The following is an 11,430-nucleotide window of genomic DNA, read 5'->3' as shown; positions in this document are numbered from 1 at the left end:
GCGCGCCCGGCGCTGCCCGTGGAAGAGTGTCCGAGTGGTTTAAGGAACCGGTCTTGAAAACCGGCGAGGGTGCAAGCTCTCCGTGGGTTCGAATCCCACCTCTTCCGCCAGGGGCCTATCCCGCAACCCGCACGAAACCGCCATTCCTGCAAACCGGGCGGGTTTGCTGTCCCTCAAATCGTCCCTCAGACAGTGCAGGCTAGAGCCTGATAGCCGCACGATAGAACCGCATCCGGTTTCATCTCCCTTTGGCCGTCCGCACCGCCCCTGATACGATCGCCAGGCAGGCCAAGGGCAATGGAAGCCCCTGCAATGTCGGCTGAAGGGGCTGGGGTGCGGTGCGCTGCCAGCCCCTTTTGTGAGCGGGTGCTGCATCCTGTGCACTGCCATGCTATGGTGCCTGCAAGGGAGAACCCTATGCGCTGGTATCTGCTGCCCCTGATCACCATAGCCACGGCCTGCTCTGCACCAGGCGAGCAAACCAAGAGCCCCCAGCAATCCGTGCGAGAGCTCGAGGAAGCAACGGCGCGCTTGAACGCCATCAATGCCGAGATTGCAGCGGCAGAGCGGCGGCGCAGTGAGATGGAAGCCCAAGAGGCACAGGAAGCCGCGCGCGTCGCTGCGCTGCCCGCTGCTGACCCTGAGCCGGTGGATCTCTGCTATAAGGACTATTGCCCCTGCGAACCGCCACAGGGCGGGCCGGATATGCAGGCCTGCGATATGCTCCAAGCCGGTATCCCCGTCGATGACCGAATGATGATTGCCGGACGCGCGATGCGGGAAGCACGGCGGCAGATTGCGACCGGCGATTACTGACGATTCGACCGCCCTTGCTGCGTTCCCTGACAGCCGGACGCGCTTTGTTCCGGCCTCACCCCAACGCATCGGTAATACCCTGTAATATATAGGAAAAATTCACGGGTCCTAGGTCTGGCACGCCGGTTGCGTAGGCGCATGGGAACCGCAAAATCTCGCTCGGGTGTCATGCGCGGGCTTTCGCATAGTTTGAAGATGCACTCTGATCGGGGGGCAATCGGGGGCTGATCGCGGGTCGATCGACGCCAGCGCGCGCTTGGCCGCGAATCGCCAATGTGCTATCGCTGTGCGCGGTGTGGTGACCATCTGAACTCAGGGTCTCGCCATGCCCATTTGCCTCGATCCGACTGCGCCGCGCCATCTGCCGCGCCGCAAAGATCCATCCCTTGCCGATACCGACTATGTCGCTGGTTATCAGACAGCCGTGGCGCGCTTCCGGCGCGTGTTCGGCCATCCTGCCAGCGTCGGGAATGAACGCCAGGCGGTGCAGCTTCTGGCCAATGGCGTCCCTGCCGATGAGGCGATTTTCCATCTCTCCAACGCGGCCCCGATGGCCTGATCTTGAAAGGAATCCTCTATGTCTATCGTTCATGTCGTTCTCGATCGTCGCAGCTCGGATGCTGCAATCTCCAACGCGCAGCCCTATGCGGCGCAGACGCTGACCAGCAGCAATTCGGACAGCGTCGCCTCGACGATCGCGGTTCCGGCCGACGAAACGAACCGGCTGGGCTGGTCTTGGGAGGTCACCGCCCTCGACGCTGACACCTGGGTCGCATTCGGCGCCGCGCCGGTCGCGGCATCCGGTTCCGGCCATCTGATCAAGAGCGGCGAAACCAAGCGCTTCCTGGCGAGCGCGGCGGGTGAGAAGATCGCCGCGCGTGACGTCGCATGAGCAACGTAAGCGAATTCCCCATCTTCATCAGTGCTGGCTATCGAGAGAACGACGCGTTCTCTCGGTTCCAGGCGGATGTGCAGAACGCCACCCGATCAGCAGAACGCCAGTTCGACCAGTTCAGCCAAAACGCGCAACGCCAGCTCAGCCAAGCGCTGACCCTGCCCCGCACCTCGAGCGGCGCGCTCAATTTGGGCGTCGCTGAGGCGCAAGCGGCGGCCAGGGCGGCGGATGAGCGGGCAGCGGCGGCGCGGGAGGTGGCAAACGCTGTTCGCCTGGCTGCGGCTGCTGAGGGCGATTACAGCCAGTCGGCACGGCTCAGCATCGCGGCCGCGGAAGCGCTGGCGAACGATGAACGGCAGGCGGCGCAGGCGGCGCGCGATCATGCCACGGCGGTTGCGCAGGTGCAGGCGCAGCTTGATCAGCACGCGGTCGCGATCAACAATTCGGCGAACGTCACGCGGCTGCATACCGATGCGACCGGCGCACAGCGCGCGGCCATGATCAACGCATCGCAGCAGCTGCAAGACGTGACAGTGCAGCTTGCCAGCGGTCAGCGCGCATCGGTGGTGTTTGCTCAGCAGTTGCCCCAGCTCGGTTTCGCACTCTCTGGGCTTGAAGGCTCGACGAACAAGACCGCGGCTCGCCTCGGGGCCTTGGGCACGTTCCTGGCTGGTCCCTGGGGCGTGGCGGTCTTTGCCGGCGTAACAGCGCTGGGCTTTCTCATGGAAAGCCTTTCCCGCACCTCTGACCGGCTCGATGAAACCGCATCAGCGGCAGAGAAATCGGCTGGGCGCATCCGGTCGGCATTGGAAAACCTGCAGGCCTATGGGCAGACGGCTTCCGAAATGTCGAAGCTGTTCACCGACAGCAGCGACGTGCGCATCAACGCAGCGAAGAAGGACGCACAAGCGGCGCGGCTCGAGCTCGACGCTCAGCAGGCCAGGGAGGAAGCAAGCCGCAAGGGCGTTGGCATCGATCGCGAATATCGCCAGGCAGCTATTCGCCGCGCTGAATCGGCAGAGGCACGGGCAAAGTCACTGCGCAATGAGGCAAACGCTGACCGGGCATCAGCAGAAGCGACTTTGAAGGCGGCGGCGCAGAAGGAACGCGCGCAGGCGGTGATAGACGGCATGAACGCAACCGCGACCGGCGGCGCGCGGCGCGGCGGCGGTGCGACCGTTGACCGGGAGGCGCGCGCGGCGGCAAAGGAAATCGACCAGCTGGAAAGCAAGATCCAGTCGCTCGAATCGCGGCTTGATCCTGCTGCCAGTGCAGCGCGGGAATTCGCCGATGCGCTGGAGGCGATCAACCAGGCGGCGGGCAAGGGCATCATCTCGACCGGCCGCGCGCAGGAATTGAGCACGGCGGCGATCTTTGAAGATGACCGGCGCAGGAAGGCGGCAGAGGCGGCAGACGTGGCGCGGTTCCTGCAGGTCTATAAGCCCGTCGACCTCGACGGGCTGGTGGAGAGCTCAGAGGCCTATTCGCGCCGCATCGATGAGAAATGGAAGGCGGCGCAGGAAGGCGCGGCCAATGCGTTCGCGGAATCGCTCGCCAACGTCGATATCCTGCGAGGTCTGTTCTCAGGCCGGGGCATCAAGTCGATGATCACCAGCCCGGACCCGCAGCGCATGGCAACGGGGTCCGATACGTTCATCGGGTCGCTGCTGTATGGGCGCAAGACGCTGGCAGATGGGCAGGAACGCATGGGCCTGGCGCAGGCCTATCAGCAGTCGCTGCGGGTCTTTGAGCGCGGCCTTGACGATATCCTGAAAGAGGTTTTCGGCGAGGATGCGTCCAAGCTCGGGGAGGTCATCGGCAACGCTATCCTGGGCGCGCAGATGGGCAGTTTCGGTGCCGGCATCACTGGCGGCAGTCGCACGGCTGGTGCTCTGGGCGGGGTGCTCGGGTCAGAGGTCGGCAAGTCGCTCGCCAAGGGACCGCTGGGGACGGCGCTGGGTAAGTTCTCGAGCGCGCTGGGACCGCTGGGGGGTATCGTGGGCGGGATTGCCCTTGGCGCGCTCGGCAGCGCCCTGACGCCAGCGAAAAGGGGCTCGGCAACCATCGGCGGGACCGGGGCAACGCTCGCCATTGCATCGACGCGTGGCAACTCCCGATCGCGCATTGCCCAATCGAGCGATAGCGCCGGGGAAGCGATCACGACATTGGAGCGCATCGCGGAAGCCCTTGGTGGCACCATCGACGCATCGCGCGGCGCGGTGTCCATCGGGGTGCGCGACAAGAATTTCAGGGTCGATACCACTGGCAGCGGCATCACCAAGACGAAACGCGGTGCCATCGACTTCGGGACCGATAGCGCGGCGGCCATCAAATTCGCCACCATGGATCTGATCAGGGACGGGGTGATTGTCGGGCTGCGCGCGTCGACGCAACGGCTCTTGCAGAACTCGAAGGATCTGGACGACGCGCTCAGGAAGGCAACCGATTTTCAGGGCGTGTTCGATCGCTTGCAGGCCCGCATTGATCCGGTCGCGGCGGCGATAACTGGCGTTGATCGCGAATTCACGCGGTTGAGGGACATTTTCGGCCAGGCTGCGGCAAGCGTCGAAGAATTGGCCGACCTCGAAAAGCTCTATGCCTTCGAGCGCGCGGACGCGATCCGGGAAGCGAATGAACGGGTCTTGGGCTCGATGCAGGCGCTTTTGGACGATCTCCGCTTTGGCGACAATGGCAGGTCATTGCGCGACAGGCTGGCGGCGGCTCAGGCTAAGTTCGATCCCCTGGCGGCGCGCGTCGAAGCTGGCGACAAGACCGCCTACGACGATTTCGCAGAGGCCGCGCGGACCATCCTCGATATCCAGAGGCAGTTCAGCGGCAGTCAAACCGCGTTCTTCGCCCTGCAAGACCGGATTACGACGCTGACCGCAAAGGCAGTTGAAGGCGGTAACGTGACCTCTATCCTGACCGGGGGGAGTTCGATCCCGAGTGCACAGGCTCAGGCGCAACAGGCCTATGACGGCTCGAATGTGGTGAATGCGATCGATCGCCAGACGGACGAGCTCGGGCGCATCCTGTTGCAGGCGGTCGGCGGTCAGCTGGCTGCGATCAGGGAGAACACCGCGGCGGGACCGGTCAGCGGCGGCCGGGTCGATATCCCCGGTTTCTTCGTCCAGAATGTGCGCCAGATTTAGAGGCTGAGCATCCGCGAAACGGTCGACGCCGCTGATATCTCAGCTTGGGCTTTGAGAAGATCGGCGGCGCTCACTGTCAGCAGGGCGCGGCGCAGCAGCAGCTGTTCCGGCCGCGGCATGGAGTGAAAGAGCTCGGTCAGCTGGTTGTTTGCCATGTCGTGGTGATAGCCCTTGGCCTCGAGGAAGGCGCGGGCCTCCTCGAGGTCCATGGGGCGCAGGTCGTGGACGATGCTCATGCCGGTTCCTTTTCCAAGCGGGAAATCTGGCGCTGCAGCTGCCTGATCTCCTTTAATCGCCTAGAGGTGAGATACGTTTCCAGCAGCATCCCCCGGCGATCGGCTGCGCGCTGCGCCGGGGCAATCTGGCGGGGATAAAGAGGCTCACGGCCCACCTCTTTGACGTATCGGTCAAACTCGATGGCCGCCTCCAATTTGCATTTGAGTTCGTCAATCTTGGTCATGGCGAAGGTTTCCTTTGCTGGTGTTGCCCCCCTCCCGGCTGGTGTGGTGGTGGACCGGGAGGGGGACGGTTCGCCGGGGGAAATCACTTCCCGGCTATCGGCGCGCTCCGAAAGGTCGAAACCAACGCGCCGGGTCTCGATTGTCAGTAGTGGAGAGTGACCTGTTTCGCCGGGAACATGCCGGCGTCCTTCAGGATCTCGGCATGCTGGTCGATGGCGTCGACGATCCCCTTGGAGGGCGTGTAGACCCGCCGATAAAAGCCGTGCTCGTTCCGCTGCAGGGCTTCCATGACCGCACGCAATCCGATCAGCTTCTGGCTGACCCGTGGTGCCCTTACCGCCTCTCGAAGCGCGAAGGCGTCGACGAACGCGGCCGCCAATTCCTGATAAGCTGCATCGATGCGCTCGATTATCGCGGCCTCGACCTTGTCGAGCGGCTGGCACAGGGCAACTGCGATATCGGCCCGCGCTCGCTTCTCCTCCGATCGGAGATCCTCGAGCCCATGCACGATCTTGCGGCTCGCCTCCCGGATGTTGTTGATTTCCGATTGGATGGCCTCGACATTGCGCGCGGGCCTGACCTCGACCGCACCGGCTCGGAATTGCTCGGCAAGCTCATCGGCATTGCTGCGGATACCGCGCGCGGCCTGCATTTCCCTCGAGAGCTCGTCGCGCCGTGCTTCGATACGCTCGTATGCCGCCTCCTCTGCGGCAAGACGGGTCTGGACATCTTTCAGAGCGCGCAACGCCGGCAAGATATTGGCCTGGGCCATCAGGGCGCCGGTTTTGTCGATGGTGTTTTGGTAGCTCATAGGGACGGTTCCTTTCGTGCGACGGGTTAGGCGGCGTTCGAGCCGTTGAGGTTGGCCGAATTGTATTTGATGAGGGCGATCAGCGCCTTGGTGCCCTCGGCTTCCTCAGCGGCCATGGCGGCCCGCTTGGCCTGCTCTGCGCGCTGCAACTCAGCGGCTCGGGCATTCTCGGCGTTCAGCTTGGCCAGTTTCGCGGCCTCGCGCTTCTTGCGCTGCTGTTTCCGGTGCAGGCGCCCGACCTGATCAAGCTTGACCTGCAGTTCGGGCGGGCTGGCAGCATAGAAGCGGCTCATGCCCATTTCCGCCATCAACTCGGTCATCGCGGCCTTGTGACCATCGGCGAAATCGACAACGGCTTGTGCGACCCGTCGACGATCATATGCGAGACGCTGCGCGGCCAGGGTTTCCTCGCGGGCCTCGATGTTCGCGCTGAGGCGCAATCCGTGCCGGTCGCCCGGCATCGTCACGCGATCGGGATAGGGGCGTTCGGTCTCGGCAAGGGTGTGGATGGAAAGCAGTTTCGTCATCGGGGTAGATCCTTTCTTAGGGATGGGCGGGGGCCTGGGCGGCCTCGAGAAAATGGGTCAGGAATTCGCGGGCCTCGGCAACGGCGCGCAACGCGCGTTCGCGATGGCCATCGTCGAGAAAGCCAGTCAGCGCGGTTGCCAGTTCGATTTCGCCGCGCTCGACTTCCTCGACCATCGCGCGGCAAGGCCCAACGATGCGAAGCAGCATCTTGAACGCCGGATCGTCGACGTAACGGCGGTTGCGGCGGCTGCGCTTCCGGCCGCTTGTCAGGCCTTGCCGGGCGGCTTCGATGACGGCCTCGCGTAGGGTGGCAATGGTCATTCGTGTGAGCCTTTCAGTTCGAGATTGCGGCTTTGACGGCCTCAGCATGGCGCCGTTTGACGCCACCATTCCGGCCGGTGCGGATGGATGTCAGATGTCGGTCGGTCACACCGGCAGAGAGGCAGGCGGGGTGTCTGGCAATATCGCGGGCGTAACTTTGGGTCCGGTCCAGATAATCGATGACCAGCGACCGCAATTCGGCCCGTTCGGTCTGGTTGATGAGGTCATCACCGGGTGCAGGTGACCGACCGCCATTGCGGATATCGGTCCATGTCGGTTCACCCCCATTTCCAGACGGGGGGTATGGCTTACCTATAAGTGATGACACGTCGTCAGCAGACGATTTTGCAGAAATGGCAGTTTTCCGTTGGTGCCTCGCAATTCTTGCTGACACGTCGTCAGCAGCGAACGGTGGCCTTGCTGACACGTCGTCAGCAGATTTGCCCGTCTCTGCTGACACGTCGTCAGCGCCAGATTTTTGCGTCGGGGCCCAATGCAGATAGTCATTGGTAGCCGGGATGATGAGGTGCCCCTTCTGGGTAGACACGAACGTCAGCCGGTATTCGCGGGCCTTGCGCTGCGCCCATTCGCCCTCTGCGCTGACCAAGAGAAAGCCGTGCTGCATCAGTTCGGCAATCGCTTTGCCGATCGCGCGGAAATTCGACGTGCCCAAGCGGGCAGCGATTTCCCGCTGGCTGATTGCGATCTTGCCATTGTTGAATCCGTCCATGCGGCGGACGATCTCGACCAGGACGGCACGGGCATAGAGCGAGAGAGCCTGATAGGCTGGGCTATCGATGACAACCCAAGGCAATCCTGCCCATTGGCCGCCGCGGGTGTCAGCCCGGCACGGTGCTTTCGGTTTGGATCTGCTGCGGCCCATGTCACAGTCTGGCCTTTCTGACCCGTAGCGGCCGGTCCAAGATGGCGGCCATGCGCTCCCCGGCCTCGATCGCCCGGACGCGCGTTGCGCATCGCGCCAGGCTGACACGCAGCGTGCGATGGGCAACGCCGGGTGTGATGAGGTCGACGTTCCAACCTTTGCCGCTGCGGCGAACGGCCAAGTGTTGATCGGGTGCAGGGTCGAGCGGGTCGGTCATGCTGCGGCGGCCTTCGCCACTTCATCGACCAGCTGCCAGCCGTTCGAGCTCGCGAGCATGCGGCCATAGTCCCGGGCATCCTCATAGCGCCAGAAAACGCGGTCCAGGCGCTCGCCAGTCGGGTGCGGGTCGACCTGGCAGATGTAATCGCCCCATCGATCAAGCCATAGGCGGACGGTGCCTTTCGGGGGCTCGGGGGTGGTGGTGGCGGCGGTCATGATCAGGCGGCCTGATCGACGCCAAGCATCTTGCGCAGGCTGGCCATCTTGATCAGGCGGCGGCGGCCGACCTTGATCGATTCCAGTTCGCCCGAAGCAATCCGGCGTTCAATGGTCGGGACCGACAGGCCCGAATATTCGGTCGCCCGGCGAATGGTAATGGTGAGGGGCTGGTGTTCCATGTGACCTCCGATTGGCTTGGAGGCTTATGGATACGGGGGGCAGCAACATGGGGGCAAACTGGCCAATTGGCCAATCGGGCAGGCAATTGGCCAGGCGCAGAAAAGCTAGGCTTGCGGGTTTGGTCGCCTGCGGTATTTGCTGCGCAGATGCTCTTTCACCCGCAACAAATCATCGGCTGTAGCAGTCGCAGCGCGGTCATCGATCGTCACTGAGCCGTCGCAGATTGCCCGGTGCGCGACGATCTCGCAGGCCGTTGCGAGTTGGCCGTGACAGCCGGGCAATTCGCGTTCAACTGCCTGCATGTACTCGACCAGCCCATGAACGGATACGCGTGGCTCCCGTCCCGCTGGCCGCCTTTGCGGTGTTGCGGCAGATGCGGGCTTGCGTGCCTCGATCAGCTGGTATGCGACCTCAGATTCAACGCGAATGGCATGATAGGCCGTCCAGGTTCGCCGGTATCGCGCGCCGGTAAGCGGGTCGTTCACGCGATCGGTAAGCCCCGCCTTGACCATGGCGTCCAATAGCTCGGGTGAGGGTGCCTCTATGTGATAGCCGACAGCATGGTTCGCGGCAGAAAATCCCCCTGTCCTGCCGAATTCATCCGCTTTGAAGCCACGCCACCAAGACCGACGAATTTGCTCCCGGTCACCAAGGGGCCCGCCTGCCGGCTGGTCATCGAACCGGTGTTCCCGGCATCCCTCTGCCAATAGCTGCCCGCTGCGCAGCGCCTCGAGCACAAGCGCGTTCGCTTCATCTGGATGCATGCCCGCTGCCATCAGCCCTTCACCAAGCTGGGGCAGCGGGACATAGGCGTCGCGCCTTCGATGACCGCTGTTAGACACTCCCTCTCAGCCCTCAGCCCGCGACGCGTTGCAAAGTATATTCAGTTTCGCCCGGCCGGGTTTCGACAGCGCGCAGCCGCTCCAGCGCGGCCTTGGCGAGAGCCCCGCCAACATCGGCAAGACCGGATATCGTGCGCGGCGGTGTCGTTTCGGCTTCACCTAGCAGACTGATCGCGTTGAACACGTGGTCGATGTGCCGCAGGGCATCGTCGAGTTCGTTGGAGGTGGCGACGTCGATCATTTCGCTCCCCCGATAGCCAGAGGGGCGATATTCGACGGGATAAGCGCCTCAATGCCATCAGCCACGGAATCAGCGTTCATGTTGCCAAGGAAGGCCAAGCCGGCGACCAGATAGACCAGCTGGCGCGTTTCGTCCGGGTCGGGCTGGCTCTGGTCAAGGATGGCGTCACAATGACGCTCGATCGAATTGAACAGGTCGCCAAGGCGGCGAACCATGCCAGCGGCTTCATAGTGCGGGTTCGTGTCAGCCATTTGCCTTGCCTCCCGCCACCGCTTTGAGTTCGTCGCGGATCTCGGCAAGGCAGGTCGAGTAATGGTCGACCAGCTGATCGCCAGCTTCGCATATCCCGCGGATGCGCTCGGCGGCATTGTGCCGATCGCCTTCGTCCATATCGACCATAGCGGCTGCTGATTCCTGGGCCTGATCGAACAGCGCCCTCAGGCATTCAATCCTGAAATACAGGGAGTCCAGGCTCCCGGCTTGCAACTCAATGTCACGCGGGGCAATTGTGATGGCAGTCATCTGGGCAGGTCCTTTCTCGTGCCTGGGTGACGGCCTCGCGCAGTCCGACAACCGCGCGGGGCCAAATTACCCGCCTATGCAGCGGATTCCTTTGCGCGCCGCGCGTCATCCATGCTGACAACTGCGGCAGACTGGCCAGCCAGATAGGCCGCCCATGCGTTCATCAATTCCCGGCGCCGCTCGAGCAAGTTCCCGCGACGGTATGCCTTTTCGACCTTGGATGCGACGGTATGCGCCAGCGCCATTTCGGCAAGCTCGCCACTGAAATTGGTGGTTTCCGCCACCCAATCTCGGAAGCATGATCGCCAGCCGTGAACCGTGGTGCCCGGTGCAAGGCCGCGCTGCACCTTGCCCATGGTCATGTCGCTCAGCGGCTTATTGCGCAGGCCGGGAAAGATCAGGGCATCCGGCTTGCCTGCCATCGCTTTGACCGACTGCAGCACTTCGACGGCGCGCGGGGTCAGCGGCACGATATGCGCCTTGCGGGCCTTCATGCGTTCGGCGGGGATGGTCCAGGTCAGCGCCTCGAGGTCGACCTCATTCCATGTCGCGCCGCGCACCTCACCCGATCTGGCAGCGGTCAGGATGGCGAATTCAAGCGCAGCGCGGCCAATCGTATGCTCAGCCGCGCGCAGCTGGGCGACAACGCCGGGGGCGTCGGCATAGGGCACGGCGGCGAAATGCTGCTTTTGCGCGGTCTGCTTTGGCAGCGCCTTCAACACTGCCCGCATGGGGGCCTCCCGGTCGCGCCAGTTCCGGGCGTGGGCATAGTCGAGCACTGCCCCGATGCGCTGGCGCACCCGGCGCGCAGTCTCTGGCAGCTTAAGCCAGATGGGCATCAGGGCATCAACGATCATAGGCGCGTCGATATCGTTCACCGGCTCATTGCCGATCTTGGGATAGGCAAATTCGCGCAGGGTGTATTCCCATTGCCCCTTGTGCTTGGCGTTCTTCCATGACGGCCCGTGCGCAGTCATGAAATCGGCGGCGGCATCCTTGAATGTCCGGCTGGCCTTCGCTTCCTCTCGAGCCTTGGCTCGTTCCTCTGCCCGCTTCACCATCGACGGGTCGCGGCCGGTCTTGGCGATCGCGCGCCATTCGGCGGCCTTGTCTCGGGCATCGGCAAGGGAGAGGTCCGCAGCGCTGCCAAGTCCATAGTCGCGGCGGCGGCCATCGACCATGACGCGCAGCAGCCAGGAACGGGACCCGGTATCGCGCACCAAGAGATAGAGCCCCTTGCCGTCCGCGTGGCGGCCTGGCTTGGCATTCTTGACCTGCAATGCGGTGAGACTGGCCATCACGTTCCCTCAATTCGTCCCTCATCATGTCTGATTTTGAGG

The 11,430-nt window shown here is 63.4% G+C and carries 18 protein-coding genes and 1 tRNA gene; 5 read left to right on the top strand and 14 right to left on the bottom strand.

Going from position 1 to position 11,430, the window contains the following annotated elements; all coding sequences use genetic code 11:
- Positions 1–20: 20 nt before the first annotated feature.
- The 5 genes from AX725_RS15025 to AX725_RS15005 all read left to right on the top strand — a co-directional run bounded on the left by AX725_RS15025 (position 21) and on the right by AX725_RS15005 (position 4,863).
- Positions 21–110 (top strand) — tRNA-Ser (locus AX725_RS15025).
- Positions 111–417: 307 nt separating this feature from the next.
- Positions 418–816 carry a hypothetical protein gene (locus AX725_RS15020; protein ID WP_060979101.1) on the top strand — a complete coding sequence of 133 codons (399 nt, stop codon included), beginning with the start codon at positions 418–420 and terminating at the stop codon, positions 814–816.
- Positions 817–1,141: 325 nt separating this feature from the next.
- A complete protein-coding gene (locus tag AX725_RS15015) occupies positions 1,142–1,375 on the top strand; it encodes a hypothetical protein (protein ID WP_060979100.1) in 234 nt (77 codons plus the stop codon).
- Positions 1,376–1,393: 18 nt separating this feature from the next.
- Positions 1,394–1,708: a hypothetical protein gene (locus tag AX725_RS15010; protein WP_060979099.1), complete on the top strand. Its 315-nt coding sequence runs from the start codon at positions 1,394–1,396 to the stop codon at positions 1,706–1,708.
- The gene (locus AX725_RS15005; protein ID WP_060979098.1) at positions 1,705–4,863 is read left to right on the top strand and encodes a phage tail length tape measure family protein; all 3,159 of its coding nucleotides are present in this window, start codon (positions 1,705–1,707) and stop codon (positions 4,861–4,863) included. Before AX725_RS15010 ends, AX725_RS15005 begins: the two co-directional genes overlap by 4 nt.
- Here the strand turns inward: AX725_RS15005 and AX725_RS15000 are convergent.
- From AX725_RS15000 to AX725_RS14940, 14 genes are all read right to left on the bottom strand, one after another.
- Entirely contained in the window at positions 4,860–5,099 is a 240-nt protein-coding gene (locus AX725_RS15000) for a hypothetical protein (protein WP_060979097.1), read from the bottom strand. The two genes, AX725_RS15005 and AX725_RS15000, sit on opposite strands and share 4 nt — an antisense overlap.
- Complete coding sequence (locus AX725_RS14995; protein WP_060979096.1) at positions 5,096–5,323, bottom strand: hypothetical protein; 228 nt, start codon at positions 5,321–5,323, stop codon at positions 5,096–5,098. The genes AX725_RS15000 and AX725_RS14995 overlap by 4 nt, the downstream gene beginning before the upstream one ends.
- Positions 5,324–5,466: 143 nt before the next feature.
- A complete protein-coding gene (locus tag AX725_RS14990) occupies positions 5,467–6,135 on the bottom strand; it encodes a hypothetical protein (RefSeq protein WP_060979095.1) in 669 nt (222 codons plus the stop codon).
- Positions 6,136–6,161: 26 nt separating this feature from the next.
- Entirely contained in the window at positions 6,162–6,662 is a 501-nt protein-coding gene (locus AX725_RS14985; protein ID WP_060979094.1) for a hypothetical protein, read from the bottom strand.
- Between the two features lie 16 nt (positions 6,663–6,678).
- Positions 6,679–6,984, bottom strand: a complete 306-nt coding sequence (locus tag AX725_RS14980; protein ID WP_060979093.1) for a hypothetical protein — start codon at positions 6,982–6,984, stop codon at positions 6,679–6,681.
- A gap of 13 nt (positions 6,985–6,997) precedes the next feature.
- Entirely contained in the window at positions 6,998–7,867 is an 870-nt protein-coding gene (locus AX725_RS21005) for a helix-turn-helix domain-containing protein (protein WP_156439064.1), read from the bottom strand.
- A gap of 1 nt (position 7,868) precedes the next feature.
- Positions 7,869–8,084, bottom strand: a complete 216-nt coding sequence (locus AX725_RS21000; RefSeq protein WP_066117413.1) for a hypothetical protein — start codon at positions 8,082–8,084, stop codon at positions 7,869–7,871.
- A complete protein-coding gene (locus tag AX725_RS14965) occupies positions 8,081–8,302 on the bottom strand; it encodes a hypothetical protein (protein ID WP_066114817.1) in 222 nt (73 codons plus the stop codon). The genes AX725_RS21000 and AX725_RS14965 overlap by 4 nt, the downstream gene beginning before the upstream one ends.
- A gap of 2 nt (positions 8,303–8,304) precedes the next feature.
- The gene (locus tag AX725_RS14960) at positions 8,305–8,484 is read right to left on the bottom strand and encodes an excisionase family DNA-binding protein (protein ID WP_066043870.1); all 180 of its coding nucleotides are present in this window, start codon (positions 8,482–8,484) and stop codon (positions 8,305–8,307) included.
- Positions 8,485–8,589: 105 nt separating this feature from the next.
- Positions 8,590–9,327, bottom strand: coding sequence for a hypothetical protein (locus AX725_RS14955; RefSeq protein ID WP_156439005.1), 738 nt, complete (start codon positions 9,325–9,327; stop codon positions 8,590–8,592).
- Positions 9,328–9,340: 13 nt separating this feature from the next.
- Positions 9,341–9,568 (bottom strand): hypothetical protein, encoded by a 228-nt coding sequence (locus tag AX725_RS14950; protein WP_066043865.1) that lies wholly within the window; start codon positions 9,566–9,568, stop codon positions 9,341–9,343.
- Positions 9,565–9,819: a hypothetical protein gene (locus AX725_RS14945; RefSeq protein WP_066043862.1), complete on the bottom strand. Its 255-nt coding sequence runs from the start codon at positions 9,817–9,819 to the stop codon at positions 9,565–9,567. Before AX725_RS14945 ends, AX725_RS14950 begins: the two co-directional genes overlap by 4 nt.
- Positions 9,812–10,090 (bottom strand): hypothetical protein, encoded by a 279-nt coding sequence (locus AX725_RS20995; protein WP_067513290.1) that lies wholly within the window; start codon positions 10,088–10,090, stop codon positions 9,812–9,814. Before AX725_RS20995 ends, AX725_RS14945 begins: the two co-directional genes overlap by 8 nt.
- 74 nt (positions 10,091–10,164) lie before the next feature.
- Entirely contained in the window at positions 10,165–11,388 is a 1,224-nt protein-coding gene (locus tag AX725_RS14940) for a tyrosine-type recombinase/integrase (protein WP_066043861.1), read from the bottom strand.
- Positions 11,389–11,430: the final 42 nt, after the last annotated feature.

Source organism: Blastomonas sp. CCH9-A1 (assembly GCF_001557175.1).
GTDB lineage: Bacteria > Pseudomonadota > Alphaproteobacteria > Sphingomonadales > Sphingomonadaceae > Blastomonas > Blastomonas delafieldii_A.
This window is presented reverse-complemented; position numbering and strand designations above follow the sequence as displayed.